General features: G+C 40.6%; 15 protein-coding genes. All 15 read right to left on the bottom strand.

Annotation, left to right across the window (positions count from 1 at the left end; all coding sequences use genetic code 11):
- On the bottom strand, window positions 1-2484 hold a 2484-nt coding region (locus O3644_RS08960; RefSeq protein ID WP_371595531.1), incomplete at its 3' end, for a KxYKxGKxW signal peptide domain-containing protein.
- Window positions 2485-2915: 431 nt separating this feature from the next.
- A complete protein-coding gene (locus tag O3644_RS08955; RefSeq protein WP_062004508.1) occupies window positions 2916-3092 on the bottom strand; it encodes a hypothetical protein in 177 nt (58 codons plus the stop codon).
- 70 nt (window positions 3093-3162) lie between these two features.
- Window positions 3163-4491, bottom strand: a complete 1329-nt coding sequence (gtfB, locus tag O3644_RS08950) for an accessory Sec system glycosylation chaperone GtfB (RefSeq protein ID WP_371595530.1) — start codon at window positions 4489-4491, stop codon at window positions 3163-3165.
- 30 nt (window positions 4492-4521) lie between these two features.
- Window positions 4522-6051: an accessory Sec system glycosyltransferase GtfA gene (gene gtfA, locus O3644_RS08945; protein WP_371595529.1), complete on the bottom strand. Its 1530-nt coding sequence runs from the start codon at window positions 6049-6051 to the stop codon at window positions 4522-4524.
- 14 nt (window positions 6052-6065) lie between these two features.
- On the bottom strand, window positions 6066-6914 hold the full coding sequence (locus O3644_RS08940; protein ID WP_062122955.1) for a hypothetical protein: 849 nt from the start codon (window positions 6912-6914) through the stop codon (window positions 6066-6068).
- A 266-nt stretch (window positions 6915-7180) separates the two neighbouring features.
- The gene (locus O3644_RS08935) at window positions 7181-8356 is read right to left on the bottom strand and encodes a family 1 glycosylhydrolase (RefSeq protein WP_371595528.1); all 1176 of its coding nucleotides are present in this window, start codon (window positions 8354-8356) and stop codon (window positions 7181-7183) included.
- A 63-nt stretch (window positions 8357-8419) separates the two neighbouring features.
- Window positions 8420-11203, bottom strand: coding sequence for a hypothetical protein (locus tag O3644_RS08930; RefSeq protein ID WP_371595527.1), 2784 nt, complete (start codon window positions 11201-11203; stop codon window positions 8420-8422).
- A gap of 69 nt (window positions 11204-11272) precedes the next feature.
- Window positions 11273-13660 (bottom strand): accessory Sec system translocase SecA2, encoded by a 2388-nt coding sequence (gene secA2, locus O3644_RS08925; RefSeq protein WP_371595526.1) that lies wholly within the window; start codon window positions 13658-13660, stop codon window positions 11273-11275.
- Entirely contained in the window at window positions 13650-14684 is a 1035-nt protein-coding gene (gene asp3, locus O3644_RS08920; protein ID WP_371595525.1) for an accessory Sec system protein Asp3, read from the bottom strand. Before asp3 ends, secA2 begins: the two co-directional genes overlap by 11 nt.
- Window positions 14681-16240, bottom strand: coding sequence for an accessory Sec system protein Asp2 (gene asp2, locus O3644_RS08915; RefSeq protein ID WP_371595524.1), 1560 nt, complete (start codon window positions 16238-16240; stop codon window positions 14681-14683). The genes asp3 and asp2 overlap by 4 nt, the downstream gene beginning before the upstream one ends.
- Window positions 16227-17828 (bottom strand): accessory Sec system protein Asp1, encoded by a 1602-nt coding sequence (asp1, locus tag O3644_RS08910; protein ID WP_371595523.1) that lies wholly within the window; start codon window positions 17826-17828, stop codon window positions 16227-16229. Before asp1 ends, asp2 begins: the two co-directional genes overlap by 14 nt.
- 6 nt (window positions 17829-17834) lie before the next feature.
- Window positions 17835-19094 (bottom strand): accessory Sec system protein translocase subunit SecY2, encoded by a 1260-nt coding sequence (gene secY2 / locus O3644_RS08905; RefSeq protein ID WP_371595522.1) that lies wholly within the window; start codon window positions 19092-19094, stop codon window positions 17835-17837.
- A 167-nt stretch (window positions 19095-19261) separates the two neighbouring features.
- A complete protein-coding gene (locus O3644_RS08900; protein ID WP_061910803.1) occupies window positions 19262-20485 on the bottom strand; it encodes a glycosyltransferase in 1224 nt (407 codons plus the stop codon).
- A gap of 503 nt (window positions 20486-20988) precedes the next feature.
- Window positions 20989-21786, bottom strand: a complete 798-nt coding sequence (gene pflA, locus O3644_RS08895; protein ID WP_005590787.1) for a pyruvate formate-lyase-activating protein — start codon at window positions 21784-21786, stop codon at window positions 20989-20991.
- Between the two features lie 378 nt (window positions 21787-22164).
- Window positions 22165-23790, bottom strand: coding sequence for an alpha,alpha-phosphotrehalase (gene treC, locus O3644_RS08890; RefSeq protein WP_371595521.1), 1626 nt, complete (start codon window positions 23788-23790; stop codon window positions 22165-22167).
- Window positions 23791-23805: the final 15 nt, after the last annotated feature.

Genomic DNA, 23805 nt, shown 5'->3' with positions numbered 1-23805 from the left:
GCTTTGGCTAGCTGATACAGATGCTGATTGGCTAGCACTGATGCTTGCTGAGATAGATGCTGAAGCGCTTTGGCTCGTACTAATTGACACAGAGTGGCTCGCGCTTACTGATGTTGAAGCACTTTGACTAGCTGATACGGATGCGCTGGCTGATTGGCTTGCTGATGCACTTTGGCTAGCATTTACTGAGCTTGATGCTGATTGGCTCGCACTGATGCTTGCTGAGATAGATGCTGAAGCACTTTGACTTGCAGATACAGAAGCTGAAACTGATTGGCTAAGGGATCCGCTTTCTTTAACATTTACTTGAATGTCCTTAAAGTTAAGCTGTCCCGCTTCGTCAGTGATCTTATATTTGAGTGTTACAGTTCCTGTTCCAGTAGGCGTTCCAGAAATTTGGATAGATGGGATATAGCCAGTTTTACCAGCCCCTGGTTCATTGCTTTTAGTAGTAACTGTTAATCCAAGTGCTTCTAGTTCTTTCTTGCCATGAATCAGTTCAACCGCTTGATCTGCAAGGTAAGAACTCTGCCAAGAACCAACAGACTTATCTCCTTTGTTATTACCATCATGAACATATAAAGTTTCATTAACTCGTTTACCGACTTCAACCTCAGGAACTAGTGGTTCAGGGGAAGGAGTTAGTGAGTCTTTGCTCTTGTTGATAATTGACTCCTGCGCAGCCTCGGTTACAACTTCTTCTGGACGGCCTAGATAGGTAAAGAATTCAGCATCCTTACCTCCCACTCCATCATTATGTCTGATAAGATAATTAGGATTTTCAGTTTTAACAGTCCCCGTAACAGTGACTTTAGGAACATAGGTAAAATCAGCACGTCTTTCCACTCCTTGAACAAATCTCAAGCCCATATTTCTGGTCCAACCACCATTACCAGCGTACAAAGTAATAGCATTTCTAGCATCTTGCTCATATCTATACTGTTTATCATTATGGAAATAGTAGGTTTCATTGACTGTATCTCCTACTTTATATTTTGCAAGAGGAGCCAGTGCTTCTTTTTTCCCTTCGGCATCATACGTTACAGCAGGTCCCTTAAACTGAGAAGTAGTGAAGTTCATGAATACGCTGGTTTGAGGAAAGCTACGTCCATCAAAGGTCACATCCAGATTGACACTACTTCTAAGTGGTTTTGGATTATCACTCTTAAAAGTTACATATGGAATATAACGTCCAGGAGCCACTTCCACACGACCTGTTTCCGAGGTAATATTATATTTCTCTTGTGCTTCTTGCCAGTTTCGAGTCTCTAGAGTTGTTCTTGGAGAAAGTCCTGCAAGCTCACTATCCTTGTATGAACCGTAAGGATATTCGTCCGCATCAAATTGAGACTTATGCATGTAATATGTTACCGAGAAAGGAACACCTGCTCGTCCCAGAAAGACCCGTTGTCTATTTAAACGACCACTTGTTTCTGGAGAGTTGATGCTATATGGATCGGTATTTAGAAAGAAAGGTTCTTTTGATCCAGTATCGATCGGATTTGCTCTAAATCCAGAATACCCTGTCTTTGGTGCAATCGCTACAGTATTGTCAACCTTTTGGTTTTTCTCAGCTTGCTTGGTTGTATCCTTACCTTGGGCTTGGTTCTTATCTGCTACAACACCAGCTGCGATGTTGTTGCTTGTTGTTGCTGCTTGGCTTGTGCTAAGAGCTGCACTTGCCAAACTTTGTTTAGCACTACCTGATACAAGACTTGCCGCAGGGTTGACCTTAAGGTTGAGCGATGCAGAAGCTGAGGTAGACACAGAAGCCTGAGCTGATGGTTCGCTAACAACTGATGTACTCTCAACTACAGAGGCAGGTGCTTGAGCGCTTGCTGACTCTGATGGTGTAGAGCTTACTGATGCAGATGCTTTTGCACTTGCTGAGACTGATGTAGGAGCTGATGCTGATTGACTTGCTGAGGCAGATTGACTTGCTGAGGCAGATTGACTGACTGAAGCTGACTGACTTGCTGAGGCAGATTGACTGACTGAAACTGACTGACTCGCACTCGCTTGATCCTCAACAGATTGACTGACTGATACAGAAGCTGTTGCAGATGCTTGTTCTGCTTGAGCTTTCTTTACTTCCGCTTGCGCTTGAGCGATGATTGAGTTGGCACTTGTTTCAGTTGTTTCAGCCGCTTTCGGTTCAGCTGCGATGACTGTTTTATCCTTTTCTGTATACTCAGATGTTTCATCCGCATAAACAGTTTGCTCTTGAGTCATCACAAATCCTGCAGCCCCCGCGGCCAGGATTCCCCCTATACCCGCTAGCGTGTTAAAACTAAGGTGTGCGTGATCAAGTTCTTCAGTGTCTGACATGGTACTAGAGACAACTTCGCCCATCCCACCGATACGGAAGAGATCCAATTGAGAGTTCGAGGCTTTTACCCAGTTTTTGCCCGACTTGTAAAGCTTATAACGCTTTTTCTCATCTACGATCTCGAAATCTTTGTTAAATTTTTTACTTCGAAACATTCGATTCCTTTCTTTTATCCAATTGCGACCCTTTGTTAATCTCATGACCATTAACAAAGTGTAGATTGCGCTGCCTCCCAAAACCAGAGTTAATAAAAGTTGCAGTCAGTTTCAGTTTTTATCCCTTTGACTCAGAAAAAGCAGATTCCATCTGGGATATACCAGCCGTTTTTATCCAGTATATACCACTCATCATTTTACCAAAACGGATTCCCCTTTTCAAGTATTTATACGCTAAATAACCAATGAAAACGCCTAATTTTTACCTAAAATTCGCTTTTAAGTTTCAAATTGTTGAAAGCGTTTTATTATCTTTTGAACCTCTACTCCCCCCTTTCACACTAGTTCAATTAGATAGAGGCAAAAAAACCTTGACGATTTGCTCGTCAAGGTTCATCTTTTCCAGAGACCTCCTCCATCCAGAAAAAATCCTAGAAAAAGTGTCCCAACTGCATGATGATTGTGACTAAAAGGGTGATAAGAAAAAGAATACCACCTAGAACTGCAATCATACTAAACTCTTGCTTCTCTCTTTTCAACGGTTTTCTACGATTATCTAGTTGCTCGTTGATATGCTCCTGCAGAATTCCCTTTTGCTTCTCTTGCATGATTGTCCTCCCTTACTAAATCTGCATAAAGGAACTTGCCTTCATCGAAAGCAAGTTCTCATGTATCTGGTTAAAGAATGGTCTTATATTGCTCCAAACTAGCTTGATTAGCAGCCTGTTTCTGTCTAGCAAGTGCTGCTTCCATCTCTGATGAGTAAGCAAGGACAGCTTGAATCTTATCCACCATGGTTGAAACATTTTCTGGCGCGTAAATGTGATCATCCGCAATAAATCGACGGCTATGGCAAGTATTTGTGAAGCTGAGAATCAACATGTTGTTCTCAAAAGCTGTGCGACAAGCATTGAGGATTTCATCGCTGATATTGATATCTAAATACAAGTCACATCTCTCAAAAAGCTCTGCAACCTTGGCCGGACGAATATTTGGATAAAGCGAAACATTCGGATAACGATTGAGCCCCATCAAATGGCCAGACATTTCTGTGATGGCTCCTATATGGAAATGTACATTTGGCAGCTGATTCAAGAGCTGCTCTATTTGCTCAAGCTGATCACTATTGGTCAAAATCAAGGCTTCTGGATTCATATTATTAAGACGCTGGTAATCATAAATATAACCAATATTGTGGAAATAGACTTTTTCTTCTGGTGTTGCCAAGCTTTGAATTTTCTCATATACCTGTCTGTCCTGAACAGCGATGCGGATATTGCGATGAGGCATTTTCATAGCTACTTTCATATTACCAGGTAAGGCTTCTCCGATAGGCTCTTGCCAGAAAAGGACATCTTCTGCACGACCATTTTTAGGACGAAGAGCGTAGGCCACCAAGAAGGGGGTTGCTAGAGAATTATAAATAATGCGATCTGTATCATATCCACGATATTGCAGATAAAAGACGACAAATTCTTGTTTGGATTTAAAGATATGACGCTTTCCCTCCAGTGTCAGGATAATATCCCCAGTCAGATGATTTTCCATAATGACTACAACATTGTTCTGGTCAAAATAACGTGTATGGGTCGGACGTTGTGTCTGATCGTAGGTTATTTGTGCGAAAAGCCGTCCTTTGCGATTGTAGATATCTGCTGCTCGAACCTGCCCCTCTGTATCCAACCATTCGACAGCCCGAACACGTCTTTCATGCGTCGGTTGGCGATAGAAAATATTCGCACGCTTCTTGCCCATATCCAAGATTTCCCCATTTACATTGCTGGAGCGAATCTCCCATAGATGCGGTTTGGGGACAAGATTAAAATAAATTGGCCGGCCTTCCGGTGTATCCAAATCTCCCGTGAAATAACTGTAAGGAGACTCGACATCTGGTGAAAGATAGCCATCGTCTTGTACAACAACAACAGGACAATCAAGTCCTGTTGCTTTTAATGAACGTAACAAATCAAAACTTGCTTGATCATAGCGGTCAAACAAACAAATCATAGTGGTTATGCCTTTCTTTCTGAATCCTACTTAGTTGGTCTGAGCCGATCGAACCAGATCAGACCAGCGCTGGGCAATATGCTCATCAAGGTAAGGTTCAGCTACCTCATAGGATACACGGGACAAATCTTCTTGAGAGTGTTGAGTTAATAGCTGAACAATCTTTTCTGCGTACTCTGTCGTCATGGCATCTAGATCATCTGGACGAGCCTTGGGAATCAGGTAGCCATTTTCTCCATCGCGGATAAAGGTCGGATTGCCATAACGAACATCAAAGCCAATGATGGGCAGGCCAGAACCTACTGCTTCCAACAGAGTCAGACCAAAACCTTCACTTGTCGATGCTGCTAGATAAGCGGAATAATTCTTGTAAATATCCGCCATATGATGATGCCCCATCAGTCGAATATACTCTTCTGCTTGCAGATCCGAAATCAGCTTCCGCAGCATAGCTTCCTCACCACCTTTACCATAAATATCAAAGGTGATTTCCGGTAGTTGCTCATGCGCCTTCACCACAGAGTGAATCAGCCAATCAATATGCTTTTCACTGGCCAAACGAGAAGCTGTCATCAAACCAAAAGGTTTCCGCTGACCTTCTGGTCGGCGCAGCTGATCCAAGCTACCCACAGGAATAGTTAAAATATTCTTCGGCTTGATGTCGGTATATTGAGCAAACTGCTCTTTCAGAAGCTCTGTTTGAGCATCCGTCGAGTTGATGATGTAGTCTACTTCTTCTGCGTATTCAAATTGATACTCGTAGTAATTATTCCATAAGATATACTCTTTTTCTGCGGGATTTTCACTGAAGTGGTCTGCGTGAACGATGACAGCTAGTTTAGCAGCCCCCTTATTGGCGAAGATTGGCTGGCCAATATCTGTCTCTCGGTCTAGAATCAGTAAATCCTTGTCTGTCAACTTCAAGCTTCTCATGAAATGAGCAACAAACTCCTGCTTGGAGTAGAAGACCTGATCTGGAAAACGATAAACTTGCGTTTCTGGCTTACCGTCTACTTCATCGATAATCTCTTCGTAAGCCACACTACCATCTTCATTGAGCCAAGTCCGTTGGTAGAGACGAGCCCGACCATCTACAGGACTATAGTATTCAATAAAGTTTTTGGTATACGTATAATATTCTTTCTGAAGGAGACAGCCGCGCGAAACAATCTCTGCCCGCTCAATCAGTTCATTATCCATATCGCATGAATAGCACGTTACGAAATCATTATCTCCAAACAAGATCCGAAAGGTCTTATTCTCAGGATTACGGACGATTTCTAGAGGTTCTCTATCAAAACTAGCTAAGACTTGTGCTAGAGTGTAGGTCGTTGGAGCAATCTTAACATCTGTAAAATACTGATAGAGCCAAATGACCTCAGAGTCTTCAAAGCCGATATTCTTCGTCAAATGTTCAATATTATCGGCTGAAATAAAATCCATAAAGATAAATTTTGCCTCTAAGCCCACACTGCGAAGCAATTTTGCACGATAAATTTGTGCGTACTCGACTCCGCTGCTTGCCCAACCAATTCCTAGGTTGATGTTATAAATTGTCATAAACCATGTTCCTCTTACAAAAGACTATCTTTTTTAATTCTTGAAAGTCGTTTGATGATTTTTCCTTTCTTCTTTTTCCCTTTTTCTTTATCTTCGTCTTTAGACTTTTTGACAGGAGAAGTGAAGTAAGTAACGGGAACAGAGCTATCTGTACCTGTCTTAGCAAATGTTTGCTCAATATTCACAACTTCTTTTTGTGGAGCAGAGATTTCTACTGGGACTTCTTCCTCACCAAAAATATCTGATTCGTTTACTTCTTCTTCGTGCGCTTCAAGAGAAGCTTCATCGAATAGACTTTCAGCTTCAACTTGCTCATTTGGAGCCTCGTCTTCTTCCAAAGGTGTATCAAACAAACGCGTAGCTTCATCTTCCTCTAAAGGAGTATCAAATATGCTTGCAAATTCGTCGTCTTCCGAAGCTTCCTCGATTAGACTTGCGATGTCAATTTGACCCTCTAAAGTTTCTTCGTCTAGAATCTGACCAATTTGACTAAGAAGCTCTTTGATTTTTTCCTTTTGCGCCTTATAGAGTTGTTCCGTTTCAAGACGTTTTTTCGTCAATTCATCGATTTCTTCAAGGATAGACGATCTTACTTGTAAGAAGTCTTTCTGAGCTTTCTCTAGAACCTCTTGAGCCTCTTTTTCTGCCTTTTCATGTGCTTCAATAATCAGCGATTTAGCATAAACGACGGCTTCACCGATTTCTCTTTCTTGGTTCTTTAAAGCATCAATTTTTTTACGTAAAGATTCAATTTTCTCATTCTTTTTACGAATTTCACTATCAAATCCTTCTTCTAACGATTCAATGTATTCTTCAACTTCCTTGGCACGATAGTTACCAAATAGGGTCTTTTTAAGTCTCATTCTGCTCCCTCTATTCTTCATTTATTCTAATTATATACTATCTTATCAATTGTAGCATAAAATGACGCTTATTACCATTGTTTTATAAGTCTCCGAGCAAAAAAATCCAACACCACAGGAGCAAATAAGATTCGATTTACCCACTAGCTCTATGCTTTTCTTAGTTTTGTAACCTTATTCTTTTATAAGCAAAAACACCTGAATAGATGACATATAATCCATTCAGGTATTTTCATAAAAGGTAACTAGATGTAAATGCATCTATTTTAGAAATTGAGATCTACCCAACTGAGAGGTGTATAGCCAAGAAGCTCAACGCCATCATATTCTACTGTTTTAACGATCTCTTGAATATTCGTTTTTAGCTCTTCTATTGAGCGGCTGTCTGACTCATCTAATACTAGATCATCTTCCACAATAAATAATGGTTTTTGATAGCGGTCATAAAGATTATTCATAGCTAGGCGAAGACCTACAGGATCAATTGGATTCTTATTGGTATTATTATAGCCATATTTATTGATAAAGACTTCTTGAGAATTACTAGATGCATGGTAACTAAAGCTAACAAAATCAACCTTTCCGACTCGTAAGTCAAAGAAGTCATCATTTTCAATATCCAAAGCAATCTGCTCACGCTCTAATCGGCGCAAGAAATGGTTTGGATAAGAACCACGAACTTGTACATCTGTAAAGACATAGTTTTCACGGTTCTTGACTTCTGCTTCCATCGCATCAATCGCACTATCTAGATTCTGACTATAGTTACGACTAACTACCAACATGCCACCAAATTGAAATTCTGGGTTGATTGATTTTCCAAGCTTAACAGCACGTGCCGAAGCGACCAATTGATAGTGAGCCGCCTGCCAGATTCGTTGGTTTCGATTTTCTCCATCTTCAAAGGACAGACCGCCACCAAGATATGGTAAATGGTGTAAAATATTAAATTCATTAAAGGTAATCCAATATCTTACCTTGTCTTTAAAATGTCTGAAAACAGCTTCTGTATAATGCTCATAAAGTTCAATCATCTTGCGGCTCTTCCACGCACCGTATTTTTCATACAGATGAAGAGGAAGATCGAAATGACTTAAAGTTACAATCGGTTCAATGTCCTTTTGCAACACTTGATCAATGATAGCTTCATAATATTTCAAACCTTCTTCACTTGGCTGCGCTTCTTCTCCAGTTGGGAAAATGCGTGCCCAAGAGATAGAAATTCTATAAACATTGAAGCCCATCGATTGAATCATATTCAAATCACTAACATAATCCGGTTGACTCGCTAAAGTAAATTGTCCCAGAAGATCATAGGCACCTATTGGTACTTTTTTGTAGTTGATTTCCCCTGTCAGTACTCCTATACGTGGTTCACTAAGTGGTAATACATCCGTCGTTCCCAAACCTTTATTGCTGTTGGGCATCGTATTTCTAATCATAATGACTCCTTTTGATTTTGTGAATATATATGGATACTATTGCATCCTCTAGTATCTTTAAAATTATCGCTGGTCTTTCTTATTTTGAGCGATAGAAGCCAATCCAGATAATGTACTAGCGACATTTTTTAAGTCAGGAGAAATTGGCTGTAAACATGGTCTTACCATCTGATATGCCTCTTGATCAGTCACGCTCAAGTTTGGAGTTGTAGACACTTGAACAGACAAGCTTTCTTGAGATAGTGCAACCGCCTCTGAAAGTTCCTGAGATGCAAGGCTCATACTTTCAAGCGATTCTTGTTGATAGGCAAGAAGCATTGACTCTGTTCGAGACAAGCTAAGTGACAGAGATTCTGAGACTTGTAAACTATGTGATACTGACTTAGACTCTGAAACACTCTGTCTGTAAGAAAGCAACTCTGAGACTGAAATACTGTAAAACTCAGATAAGGAAACTCTCACAATACTTTGACTGATTTGCTCTGATTCACTCAGGGAAATCGACTCACTCAAACTAAAGGAAGTTGAGATGCTGACACTATAACTAAGAGATTCTGAAAGACTGATAGAGGTTGAGGTGCTCTGACTAGCCGACTCTGAAACTGAAATTAACTTGCTCTCATATGCAGATTGGGCAACAGAAGCACTAACTGAGAGTGACGAACTGAGCCAATTATACTCTGAAATTGATTGACTCAAACTTAAAGAAGTTGAAAGGCTTGCACTCTCACTTAATGATTCAGAAATACTGAGACTCTGGCTAAGGCTTTCAGACTCACTCAAGCTCAAGGAGCTTGAAACACTCAGGCTTTGACTCAAGGATTCTGAAACACTGAGGCTCTGACTAAGGCTCTCAGACTCACTCAAGGAAACTGATTCACTTAAACTAAAGGCAGTTGAACGGCTTGCACTCTGACTGAGAGATTCTGAAACACTCAGAGAGATTGAAGCACTCTGACTAATAGAGTCGGAAATCGATGCTAACTTGCTTTCCAATTCAGATTGGGCAACAGAGGCACTAACTGAGAGTGACGAACTGAGCCAAGTATATTCGGAAAGTGATTCACTCAAACTAAAGGAAGTCGAAATGCTTGCGCTCTGACTCAAGGATTCTGACACACTAAGGCTCTGGCTCTCTTGTTCAGATTGACTGACTGAAATTGACTCACTGAGACTCAAAGAATGTGAAGCGCTGACACTTTGGCTCAAGGATTCTGAAAGGCTGAGACTCTGACTAAGACTTTCAGATTCACTCAAAGAAGCGGACTCACTCAAACTCAAGGAGCTTGACGCACTGAGACTTTCGGATTCACTCAAGGAAACTGACTCACTCAAGCTGAAAGAAGTGAAGACGCTCACACTCTGACTGAGAGATTCTGAGACACTAATAGACTCGGAAATTGATGTCAATTGGCTTTCCAATTCGGATTGAGCAACAGAGGCACTAACCGATAATGAAGAACTTAACCAAGTATACTCGGCAATGGACTCACTCAAGGAGATTGACTCGCTCAAAGAGATTGACTCGCTGAGACTGAGAGAAGTTACTGTCCATTCACTCAAAGATTCTGACAGAGAAAGGGACTGGCTATAGCTAAGTGATTCTGATAGCTGCTGACTCTCCTTGGCTGATTCAGACTCGAAAAGAAGTTGAGAAAAAGCTTCACTCAAGGATAGAGACTGACTGATGCCCAAAGATTCAGATGCCGAAAGGCTAAGTGAAGTGAACTCAGACTGAGCCAGCCATTCAGAAGTAGAAAGGCTCAGGCTAGTGCTAAGAGAAATCAAGAAAGTATCTGGCTTATTCTCGTTTACTGAAGGTGAATCAGCTTCCTCCCCATAAACTGAATTCGAAAGACTCATAGAAGTCTCTTCTAAGGCACTTAGAGACTCAGATTCTGAAAGGCTCAGACTAGCACTAATGGATTCTGACAGAGAAACTGACTGACTATCCGCTACCGAAGTTGAAACGAATTCGCTAAGAAGGATAGAAGCCGACTCGGATAGACTATCACTGGCACTAATAGAAGCGGATAGCCATTCACTCTCATAGAGTGAATCTGACTCTGATATGCTGAGAGATTCAGATTCAAAGATACTCCAGTACTCAGACTCGGAAAGGCTCTCGCTTGCACTGATAGAAGCGGATAGCCACTCACTCTCATAGAGTGAGTCTGACTCTGATATGCTGAGGGACTCAGATTCGAAAATACTCCAGTATTCAGACTCGGAAAGACTATCACTGGCGCTTATGGAAGCGGATAACCACTCACTCTCATAAAGTGAATCTGACTCTGATATGCTGAGGGATTCCATTTCGAAAATACTCCAGTATTCAGACTCGGAAAGACTATCACTGGCGCTGATAGAAGCGGATAGAGATTCATCTTCAAGAACCAGCTCAGATTCTGAATCTGACTGATCGATAATATGAGAAGAGTCTAAAGAATAAGTCTCTAATGAATCATTTTCCCACAGCGAATCTTGAAGAGAACTCTCGCTTGTTGAAACAGAGCCACTATCGAAATGTTCAGCAGACAAACTCATTGAGGTCGAAACGCTCATTGATAAACTTTGGCTGACATTTTTTATCAGATCATCTACTACCAAGCTATTATTGGCTTGAAAATCCTCAAAGTCTTCCATAATAGAAATTGGCTCTGTCTGTGGTTTTAATTCTTCATTAATACCTAACACAACCTGATTCTGCTCTTGGGGTTTTCGGCTAATCGGTTTTAAGATGGCTGCATCCGGATCATAATAATTATCATCCTCCGTCACCAATCGTTTAAACTTCGATATAACGCGCTTAAACCCCTTTGATTTTGCTTTATTGTTCTTACCCATAAATATACATTTTCTCCCGAATGCAGTTATATCCTTATTATAAAGTCTATAGCACAATCTGTCAAAACTTTAGCCAAAGAAAACCTCTAATTTCCCTGTAGGCTGAACATTGACATAACTAAGCGCCATATTTTTTATAATTTTAAGATTCATGTCTGCATTCATTCTCTTATATGACTCAAAAGCCTCTTTATGAAACTCATATACAGGATTCTTTTGCGCATAACCTTGACTAACCACTAAAGTTTGAAATTGTTGGAGATAGTCAACTTGCTCCACCCAGCAATCATCCACTGCTCTTAACACGGCGATGCGTTGAAGCTGCCCAAACAGTTCTGAATCCTCAATTCTATCGCGTTTTCGCTGATATTCTTCAATGAAAAGCTTAGATAGGAACTTCTTAACTTGACGAATATTTGTCACATCTAAATCTCTTGGAATGCCTTGACAATAGTAGCTAATATTATCCAAGACAAATCGATACAAATCAGCCTGCTCTCTAAATGGATGCTTCTTCATATAGGCGTCCATAGCATCTGATAAAACAGATAAAAAATATTCTAGTTTAAAGTCAGGATGAGCAATAATGTCATTGCGCTTGTTATAAATGATTTGCCGTTGAATTCGGATACTTTCGTCATACTGCTCCGTTGATCGTCTTGAAGCGGCTGCCGCATTATCGCTGTTTCTCTGAGCTTCTGTCACCTCATATTTAATACGAACCGATTTTAGATGAACCTTCTGCTTCTCCTCTGGCTTGGCGACTTCTTTCTGATAAAAATCATTGATCCACTTACTGCCAGTCTTTGTGATAATATCATCTTCGAGTGAAACAAAGAATTTACTTAGTCCAGGCGCACCTTGACGGCCTGCACGACCACGAAGCTGCAAGTCCACTCGTTCACTGGACATTCTCTCTGTTCCAATAACCGCCAGCCCGCCTAATTTAGCAACGCCTTCTTCCAAGATAATATCCGTTCCCCGACCAGCCATAGAGGTTGCGACGGTTACCGCAGAACGCCGGCCAGCCTGTGCAATCATCTCTGCTTCTTTTGCTGCATTGTAGGCATTTAGCACATTATGAGCAATTCCTTCCTGCAACAGGAGCATGGAGTAAATTTCTGACATTCTCACCGATCCTGTCGCAATCAGAACTGGCTGTCCCTTTTTGTGTAGTTTTTTAATATAATCCAAAGAAGCATAAAGTTTTTGAGGGATAGTTAGATAGATTTCATCTGGATAATCAATCCGTTGATTGGGCTTTCTAGTTGGTACAACGACCACTCCCAGGTCATACACTTCACGAAATTCATCTTCACAGACCTTCCCTGTACCCGTCATCCCCGCCAATTTAGGAAACATCTTGAACAGATTTTGATAGGTAATAGAGGCCATGGAACGTGTTTCTAAGGAAATCTTCACGCGTTCTCTCGCTTCCAAGGCTTGGTGCAAACCAGATTGGAGTTTATTCCCTTCTAAAACTCGCCCTGTTGCCTCATCCATCAGCTTAACTTCGCCATTTTCTACAGTATACTGACGATCTTTTTCAAATAAATGATTGGCCCTTAAGGCCAAATTGATTTGACGGATCAGTTGGTAGTTATTTGGATCGTAAGCATTTTGTACACGGAAGTATACTTCTGCTTCCTTGACACCTTTTCTCGTCAACCAGACTGAAGTCCGAGTCGAATCTAGCTTAAAATCTTCCCCTTCCTTCAAGGTCTTAACAAACTCATCACAGGTAACAAATAGATTGGACTGAACCCGCGGAGAGCCTGATATAATCAGAGGCATCTGTGCACTATCCAAGAGAGCTGCATCAACCTCATCCACTAAACAGAAATAGAACTTAGGCAAGAATTTCTTTGCTTGAGAGGTCGCTAAATTTTCTTCAAGGTAGTCAAATCCCAGCGCACTATGTGTTGTATATACGATATCACTTTGATAAATCCGCTGCTTTTGCGCAACCTTCAATCTTTTAGCTGGATTTTCTGAAACACCAATCCCAACTGTCATTCCTAAGTAATGAAAAACAGGAGCCATTTGTTTAGCGTCACGTATCGCCAGATACTCATTGGCCGTAACCAAGATGGTGCTGTTTCCAGTCAAAGCATTTAAGTACAAGGGAAGAATTGCTGTTAGTGTTTTGCCCTCTCCCGTCCTCATCTCGGCAATCTGATTGTCTTGCATGACTAAGGCACCTAGGATTTGTACATCGTAAGGGTAGAGCCCCAAGACGCGCTTAGCCGCTTCACGAATGGTGGCATAGGCTTCTGGTAAAATTTCCTGCAGCCTTTCTCCCTTAGAAAGACGGCCTTTAAACCATTGAGTTTTAGCCTGCAATTCTTCATCTGACATGGCTGCATAATTATTAGAAAGCTGATTAATCTTTTCTAAGATTTTTTTATATCGCCTTAGTTTAAAGGAATTAGCTAAATGTAATTTTTTAGGCTTCATTCTTTCTCATCCACTCTTCCGTTTTCTCCAAGTCTATTTTTTGAAGCAAAAAGGACTGATCCAACAAATAATCAATTTTGGTTAGTACCCGCGGCCTATTTTTCAGATGGGCATATTCTTTTACTCTAGCTGAATTGAAGCGTTCCAGTAGTAAATCTCTAAATAGAGGATAATTCGCCCTATTTCGATAGCGATCCAGAACATGCTGATAATCCAATTCTGGCATGAAATCATCAGTCACTAAAGCATAGGCATTTTCAAATTGCTGTGAGTAAAGCAAGGCTGCCATATTTGAAATCGGCCCATAGCCAGCAAAAGCGACCTTCTCAAAAGAATATTCTCGAGACAGCTTTTCAATTGTTCCAAGTAAGATTTCGAAAAACTCTTTTTCCATATACAAAAGAGCGTCTTTATAGGAAGAATTGACTACCAACAAATTTGGAAAATGCTCCCGAACAATTTCTGGAATGTAGCCCGTCCGATTGAAATCAGGCTCTGTAAAGCAAACGTAAATCGTCTCTTGATTGACGTCCTTATGCAACAATTTCGAAATCCAATAGCGATCGACTGTATAATCTGCCACACCTTCTTCAGCAATATAGATGCTTTCAAACAAGAAACGATGGCAACCTGAACTCACTAATTGAATTTTATAATGATGGGTATTGTTCGGAACACGAATGCTCATCGTCTCACCCTGCTTAATGATTTGATTAAAAATCTCCTCATCACGCGCATTCATAAATTCAATCTTTAAGTAGGTCGAATTTTCAGGAAGAGTCTCCAGATGGCTGCCAAAGATATATTTTTCTCCTCGCTTCAATTCAGGAAGCTGGCTCGTATTTCGTAAAGCCTGATAGTTTGCTTGCGAATGCCATTCATGAATGACTGTACCAGACGGCATGAACTGATTCTCATATAAAACATGCCCATCAGCCAGCAGCTTCACAGACGATCCATATAGATACTGTGATACACTTTGCATATCCCAATAAGCAAAATAGATTTCTTCCTTGTATCTCACGAATCAAACTTCCTTTCAAAACTATTCACTAATAAAGTTTTATATTGATTAAAGAACCATTCGACAATTCCTTGCGTATCATCATTGTGTCGTCCAGTCAATCCTTTACTAATGATATTAACGCGATAAGCTCGCTTCCCTAGCTCTTCTAGCATATCAGGGTAGGCCGTACCATCGTAGTCATCATGATACATATAAGACACAATAAATTTCGTCCTTGAAAAATTAGCTTCCTTGAACGATGTCCAGAAGTGCTCATTAAGTTGAGCTATTCCTTCCTCTGATAATTCTCCTGTTGTACGAAGCACCAAATCTAAAGAAGTAGGAAAACCTCCAGGACGAATCGTGGATTCATTCTCTGCAATATCGCCTAAATTTACTAAGGGCTTACCAACAATCACTGCATGAGGCTCTAACTTGGAAGCATAATACAGGGCTCCAAAGGTCCCCATTGATAGTCCGGATAAGGTCAACTGATCCCTTGTAAAGCCTAATTCATCTAAGCAGTGATGAATAACCTGAACAAGCTTTTGCTCTAGCTCTTCTGAGCCGAGATAGAAAGCACCACCCTCAGAACGCGGATCTCCAATCAACAAGAAAGGCGCTCCCAAATTGTTCATCATCCAGTATCCCTCAAATCCTTCAGCTGGACGATAACCAGAAAAATAAATATTGAGAGGTGGCTTCAAATCACCAGGATGGAAGTAGTAAATCAATTCCTCCCGATTTTTATCCACAACACGATTTCCACCAATCAACAAGTCCCCATAACCCAAATGAGACTGGCGATGGTGGAATGGTCCAATTTTCACAATTCCTTGACCTTTTACTTGAACACTGACGCTTAGGTAATAAGAATCGCTGGTATCCAAAACGAGAGGCTTATCAAAAGATTCTTCATCATAAATCCATTCTTGCATGGGAGAATTGCCAACTGGATAACCCTTGATGACATAACGAATTGCGCAATCTTCAGAATTTCTGAACTCTGGCCATAAATCCAAAGGGGCGTCTGCGCTCAGAAAGATATTGTACTGATAGGTTGCTACAGTTTGGTAATCCTCACCATATTGGCCACACAGACGGAGATAGTTAGTTCCTTCATAGTTAATCTGACCTGAAAAGGAGGGATTGACGGCTAGATGATTAACACTGAGCTTGGTACCACTTTGCTTGGAAGAAAAGCCCCGTGAAAATAGATACAGCATCTGTGCTGGATCTTCAAAAGTAGACTGAATTGCCCTTTTCCGTAAAAGGAATCTCTCCAAGGTCTTTGTAGTGATCTGACAGCGTTCATGATAAAACAAGCGATAAACCTGAATTAAGCTGTCCAATACTGTAATGTACTCAAAATGCTCAGCAGTATCGACCAATACAACATCATAGGGCTTAGCAGCCTTCGGTTTCTTCCCATCCTTTTTTAAAATACCGATATCTTCGGGCAAGAGAGACATGATATCTTCTGGTTTAACAAATGTCCATGCGATATTACTAGGAATCTTATATTGGTGCTGCCAATTCTCATTGGCAATCTGTAGGACACTAATTTTGTTCATTTAGCTTTAATTCCTTTATCGTATTTTTCCACATTTCGACAATTTCTCCCCTTGTATACAGCTCAATCCTCTTAACCGAATGCACCAAAGACTGATTCCAGTGTTCCAAATCCGTGAGGTAATACAAGAGTGCCTCTCTCAGGTTAGAAATATCATTCATGATCCAACCATTTTCGCCATGCTTTACATAGGAAGAATTATACAAATTCACTTGAGGAATCCCTCCACTGATACCTGCAATTTGGGTTCGGATATCGGCTGGACTTCCCAAATCCAAGATGACGCGAACATACTTCAGAGCCTTCGCCAAATCGGTATCACTATGAATCACCACAGTATCAATTCGCTCTCTAAGGCTATCATCATCGTCTAAACGTGGATCGCCACTCTTAGCAACCTTATCTTTGTCAACAAGAAGCAATTTTTCTGCATACTTTGTTGATGATAAAGATTCCTCAAGAAACTGTCGAATAGAAGCTTCTCGACCAAAATCCTGACTCTGCGTACCAACCAATAAGTCAATCCACTCATGTTGCAACATCATATCAAACAAGGAAGTAAAGACATATTGAAGATGATGTTCTGGTAAAGTATCGAAATTGACATAGATAATCAACTCTTTTTTCCGCTGACTATGCCCAAGATTCAACTGTGTGTCATAGGGTGGAATCTCATAATAAGCAGGAAGTTGCTCCTCTTCTACTTCTCCCACTTGTTCTGCAATCTTCACGATTTTATCTAAGCTATCTACCACAAAAAATGGAGTATCTTTTAAATCAGAGAATAATTGTTCTGTATTCGTAATTGGATAACGATTGCCAAAGAAGGACAAAACAACAAGATGATCCTTCTTAATCTGTTGGAAAAAATGATTATGCTGCACATCTGCTGAAACAATAATTGAATCATCCTTGGTTAAGACAGAAGCCAAATGCTGCTCTAGCTTTTCTTTAACAAGCTCTTCAATATTCTGATAAACATCCTTAGCAAATGTGCCCTGTGCCTCAGGATTGATAATGACCTGCTGGTTATCAGCTGTCAAAAATTCTCTGAATTGCCATATTCCTTGTGCATTCAGATAGTCCTGATAATAAGGCTGATTATGCTCAAAATAGATAATACTGGAGACAAAGCCACGGTCATCAAAAACAAGCTGATAATCTATCTGATTATTTTCAAAATAGGTAATATCAAAAATATTACCTATTTGTGAAAAATTAATCTGAGCATGAGGTAGGTGATCAACGTGAACATCTACAATAAAAGGAGTATAAAAGATTTCTGCTCCCTGAGGCCATTTCAAATCATCCAAACGAATTTTTCGTGCAGGCACATCTGTCAGACCTTGTATGCTATCAAATAGGTTCCACATTTCATCTGATGAAAGTCTTTGTTGATAAAAGAAAGTTCGGATATGAGGTGAATAATTCAAAATCAGGACAGAGTTGGTTTCTCCTGATTGTTGAAACATCCGCAATAAATTTACGGCATCATCAAACATCATATTTTTCGGTTGCAGATAGAAAGGTAGGGCAGTAGAATACCATTTTCGATCTTGTTTATACCAAGAAGGTACAAAGTAAAACATATCCCTCTATTCTCCTTTTACTTCTAGTTCTTTATGATAATAAGTCCCGATTCTTAAGATTCGTATTTCTTCACGCAAGGGCAAGAGCATGCTGATCAAAATGACTAGTGTGCTTGGCAAGGTCAAAAAGAAACTTGGCAAAGGCAAGAAGAAATTAATAAAATAGGGCAGACCGACATACAAGATGAGATAGATAGCTCCTATATTTGATTGCAAAGAAATATAGTGTTTTAACACTTTTAAGGTTTCTTTCCCAGGCTGAATATAGTCAAAATATTCTCCCTGACGCTGCAAGCGTTTCGCTGTCTCTTCCGGTTCCAAATTGATATAGGCAAACAAAATACCCAACAAGTAAATCGCAACTAGATAAACAAAGAGACCCAAGGGCTTTGTAAAGTCAAACAAATTCCCAAATTTTACTGAAAATCCTTTCCCCGTCCAGTCTAGTAATAATTGGAACAACATCAAGACACTTGTTGCATACATAATAGGCATTCCACCAGAAGGAATGAACTTAATTGGCAAATAAGATTTATCATAGTAGCGACTGCTTAACATGATCCGATTAAGAGGCAGACGTATCTCGGCTTTCTCACATACGACAGCAACAAAGGTCAAGAGAAGATAGACCAATAGAGCAACAACTAAAATCATTCCTCCTCGGACAGAAGACAAGGATTTCCCAAGCAGGACTATTAATTGGTCAGCAAACTGGAGTAAAATACCTGAAATGATAATAATGGTTGACCCTCCCACTCCCTTACGAGTATTAAGACTTGACAACCAAATAATGATAAAACTGCCTGTCACAACTGTGAGTAAAACTGCTAGATTATAGAGCCAATCATCCACGAGAAGTAGAAAGCGACCATTTCCTCTATAAGCGGTGTACATAATGGCTAGTCCCTGCACAATCGCAAAGAACAAGGTTAAAATTTTTTGAAAGAAATCTGTTTTTTTAAGAGACCAAGATTGTATATTCCAGCTTTTCTTTAGGTTCATGACTTGCCATACAATCATCGTCGTAATCCAGGGTCCTAAGCCCAAAGAAAATACTGAAATCTGAGAAACATCAATTCCTGCCAGCAAATACAAAGCGGCCAAGGGATTGTCTTCCTTTATCCGAAAAGCTTCCATACTGCCATTGTAGCCCGGAAGCAAGATATGTCTTCCTAATATATAAATAGCTATAATGAACAGTGTAAAGAGGATTCTCTTTCTAAAAATATTCTGATGCTTCTTTTTCTTAAGACCAAAGTGCTCCATTTATTATCCTTTATTTGTATTTTGGACTTGCCCAGAGTCCTCTTTTCATACATAAACTTGTCTTTTAAGCCAAAGACTTAAGAAAGCAAGCCCATTCCATAGAATTATAGATAAGGAATCAACTTGCTTTCTCTATTTTGATTACAAAATGTGGGGCAGTTCGTCATTTAATTAAAATCTGATCGAATTTTTTCCACCATTTCCTGATAATTCTCATGTGAGAATACTCGCTCTGAAACCCCTTCTGTTTGTACATTATCAAAGGCATAAACAGGCTTACCAGACTCTTGAAACTCTCTAATTACAGTATCGAATTTCTGATCGTGATTGATATCAAGATAAATGTCGCTGCTCGCAAGTAAATCTCTCAAAGGATATGGCAAAATTGCAGGGTGCAAACGAACATTTTCATAAGCCATCAGTTTGAGTAACTTATCAGACATCTGTGTATAGGCAGCAATATGAAATAGACAGTTTGGTAATGCATTCACCAAATCTTCAATTCCCTCTAACCTATCTGAGTTTGTCAAGGTTACACAGTGGAGAGCAAAGCCTTCATCCCTCTGTTTAATAGCTTTCTCGACATCAAATTCATCTGTCTCAATAATTGTAGACCAATCAAGAGAATTGTAAAACCACCATACTTCACGCAGACGCATGTTGGAAACAGTGTTCCATGGTTTTTGACCAGAAATATAATGCAAAACAGCAGGTAGTGGAGAAAGTGGAATTTCGAAAATCCAGTCATGCTTATCTAGCGCAGCTCCCATGTCAAAACCGATTTGAAAATTATAAGTATCTTCCAAATCAAGTTTTTTGCCCTCAAACATCAAATTCAAGATAGACTGATCACCTTCAGTAAAATTGGCTAATTCTCTATCTGTCAACTCAACCAATTGCTGAGCCATGTTTTCTTCACGCCAACGCTTATTATTGATGAGCATCATTCCAGAATTAAAGCCAAAGCCTACTCCATATGTCGCGCGAGTCGTTGCTACATAATAATCCTCCAGATCTATCTCAAAAAGATGGTCCAGATTTCGTGTCACAACAATATCACAATCTAAATATAAGACTTTATCTGCTGCAACGTAATTCGGTATAAAATAGCGCCCATAGGCCATGTAGTTGATATGAGCGTAAGTCCCAGCTTCCCATTTCGATTTTACCTGATCGTCAATCTGGTCATTAAACAATTTCACATCGTTCAACTGACTGCCAGCTGCTTCCACCTTCCGACGCGTATAGTAGAACCATTCTTGAGGAATATCCTGATTGAAAACATAAATATCTAGATTTTTATGATGACAGCAAAGAGATTTTATTGTTGTTTCAATCTGTCTGATATACCCATAATCTCCCGAAACCACAATGGCTTTTTTCTTTTCCAAAACACTACTCCCACTACGCTTATTCTATTCTCTTAAAAAATCGCTATTAGGCCTTATTATACCATAAATTCCGCCTTTATTCAAACACCTTCTTGAAAGCTAGACCTAACTTTTCTAGCCTTAAAATAGAGGTGAAAGCTAATCAGGCAAAAAGAAGAAAGCTTGCTATAAGCTCTTCTAATATATCCATCCTTTTAAAATCAGACAGCCACTACCTGCAACGTACTTAAATGTGCGCTCCCATACTATCAAATCTTATAAAATTAGGCTATCCCGAAGAATTAGCTGGTATTTTATTGAGAAAAATGAGAGTGGGACAGAAATCGGTAATTAATTATAATTCGATTTCGTCGTCCCACCTCCGCACAGTTGAGTAGGGCTGTAAAAGCTGATGAAATCAGCCTAGTAGAGCCCACTCAACCACTGCGTCTTGCTCGACAAGCCAAAGACAATTGAGAGGCTAGGACTTTTGTCCCAGCCTCATCTTCCCCTACTTACATCACTTAGTTATTATGCACTCGATTCATGTATTCGGTATAGGATTCTGTTTGCATCAGTTCCTTGGCATTCTTGACCCGGTCAGCAGTCGGTGGCTTCACACCTTCCAGTGAATAAGGAATGCCCAACTCCCGCCACTTGAATTCTCCCATAGTATGGTAAGGAAGGATTTCAAACTTATCAACGTTCTTGAGTGTTTTGACAAATTTACCTAGCTCAATCAAATCCTCATCACGGTCCGTCAAACCTGGTACCAGAACGTGACGAATCCACACTGGCTTTCCAATATCTGAGAGATATTTTGCACAGGCTAGAATGTTTTTATTGGTCTGGGTAGTCACGATCCTATGCTGCGCCTCATTAATTTCCTTGATATCCAGCAAGACCAAATCCGTCACCGCCATCAGTTTATTAAACTTTTCTAGATAACGAGGCGTATTTCTAAAAGGCAGGGCGCAAGTATCCAGCGTACAATGAATCCCCAGCTCTTTGGCCTTGGTAAAGAAGGCAATCAAAAAGTCGATTTGTAGAAGTGCTTCTCCCCCGCTGACGGTAATGCCGCCTTTATTGCCCCAGAAACCTTTGTAACGAAGAGCTTCTTGTAGGATATCGTCCACTGTCCGCAGCTGAGATTTGTTGGTCTCCATCTCCCAAGTATCTGGATTGTGGCAATATTGACAACGCATATGACAGCCCTGCAAAAAGACGATGAAACGGATACCAGGGCCGTCCACAGCTCCAAAACTCTCCGTAGAGTGCACCATTCCCGTTACTTTTCCATAATCAATAGCTTCTTCAACCATAATAATCCTCTTGTACCTGAAAACGTTTTACTATAACTACATTATACCACGATTCGAGTGAAAATAGATAGATTCTGCCTATTTTTTAGAAAATAAACTGTTTTTCAGTTTCATTTTCATTGTGTTACAACAGATAGAGTTTTTCAGTTTTTCTTAAAATTGCTTTTCTCCGTTTCCAGCTTTCTCCATAAAAAAAGCCGCCCTGAGGGCGACCTTTTCGGAGATTGTTATGAAAAAAAGGTGCGGAGCTATAGCTATAACAGCTGCTCATCTGTTAAACTAAAGGACTCCTTCTATCAAATAAAGTTAAGAGGTCTTCATTTGATGCTTCTAGTATACTGCACCATACTTAAAAGAAGCTTAAGCTGGTTTTAATCATTATTTCACTAGAATAGCTAACGTTTCATAGGGTTTCAAGGTCATGGTCGCGGCTACTGCTGGCTCCTCGTAATTTGAAATCAGCACCTGGCCATTTTGATAATCTGGCAGGATGTCCAGAGTAATCGGATCAGCATAAAAATTATTAAGGACTAAAAGCTTTTGTCCTTGCCACTCCCGCTCAAAGGCATAGACCTGAGGACTGTCCTCATAGGCTGGCTGATAGCTGCCCTCTGCGATGATAGGTAGTTCCTTACGCAGGGCAATCAATTTCTGATAAAAGGTAAAGATCGGTCCCTTGATTTCATTTTCCACATTGATGAGAGGATAGGATTTGCCCGCCTTCAGCCATGGAGTTCCTGTTGTAAAACCTGCATTGACTGAGTCATCCCACTGCATAGGCGTCCGAGAATTATCACGAGATTTAGCCTTGATGATCCTGAAGGCTGCTTCTGGCGATTGACCTTCAGCAAGCAGACTCTGGTAAGCATTGAGAGACTCGACATCCACATAATCTTCCATGGAGTCATAGTCAGGATCCACCATGCCAATCTCCTCACCCATGTAGATATAAGGCGTCCCGCGCGACAGATGAATACTGGCTGCCAACATGGTTGCCCCTTCATTGCGGAAATTCTCTATATCGACAAAGCGGTTGAGAGCTCGCGGCTGATCATGGTTGTTCCAGAAAAGTGCTGACCAGCCATCATGATCGCTCATTTCCTTGCCCCAAGTATGGAAGAGGCGTTTTAACTCTTCAAAGTCAAAGGCCTTAAGCGTCCACTTCTGTCCAGCTTCATAGTCCACCTTGAGATGATGGAAATTAAAGGACATAGATAGCTCCTGTCGGTCTGGTGCCGTGTAAAGGATGCAATTTTCAATCGTCGTAGCACTCATTTCGCCAACCGTCATAACGGAATCGTCCTGCCCAAAAGTTGCTTCGTTCATCATACGCAGATAGTCATGCACAATTGGCTTATCGGTATAGGCTGGCTTGCCCTCCTGCTCTGGACAGTCCGTCAGTATCTCATCTTTTCCGATGACATTGATGACATCAAAACGAAAGCCCTTGACTCCTTTGTCCCGCCAAAAATTCACCACTTTAAAGAGCTCTTGACGAACATTGGGGTTGCGCCAATTGAGGTCAGCTTGAGTGACATCATAAAGATGCAGATAATATTTTCCCGTATCGCCAAATGGCGCCCAGGCACTACCGCCAAACTTGGACAGCCAGTCCGTCGGCTCATCTCGCAGGATAAAGAAGTCCTGATAGTAGGAATCCCCAGCCAGTGCCTTTTGAAACCACTCATGTTCAATCGAGCAGTGATTGAGAACCATGTCCAGCATGAAGTCAATACCATGCTGCTGGCCGACCTTGATCATCTCTTCAAAATCCGTCATATCTCCAAAGATAGGGTCTACCGCAGTGTAATCAAAAATATCGTAACCATTGTCCCGCTGTGGACTCGGATAGAAAGGATTGAGCCAGATCATGTCCACTCCCAGCTCTTTCAAGTAAGGAAGTTTTTCAATAATCCCGCGAAAATCTCCCAAACCATTGCCAGTCGTGTCTTTAAAAGACTTTGGATAAATTTGGTAGATAACCTTTGTTTTATCAAGTGTCATATTTTCTCCTTTTTT

The organism is Streptococcus sp. 27098_8_113 (assembly GCF_041432545.1).
In the GTDB taxonomy this organism is placed as follows: Bacteria; Bacillota; Bacilli; order Lactobacillales; family Streptococcaceae; genus Streptococcus.
This window is presented reverse-complemented; position numbering and strand designations above follow the sequence as displayed.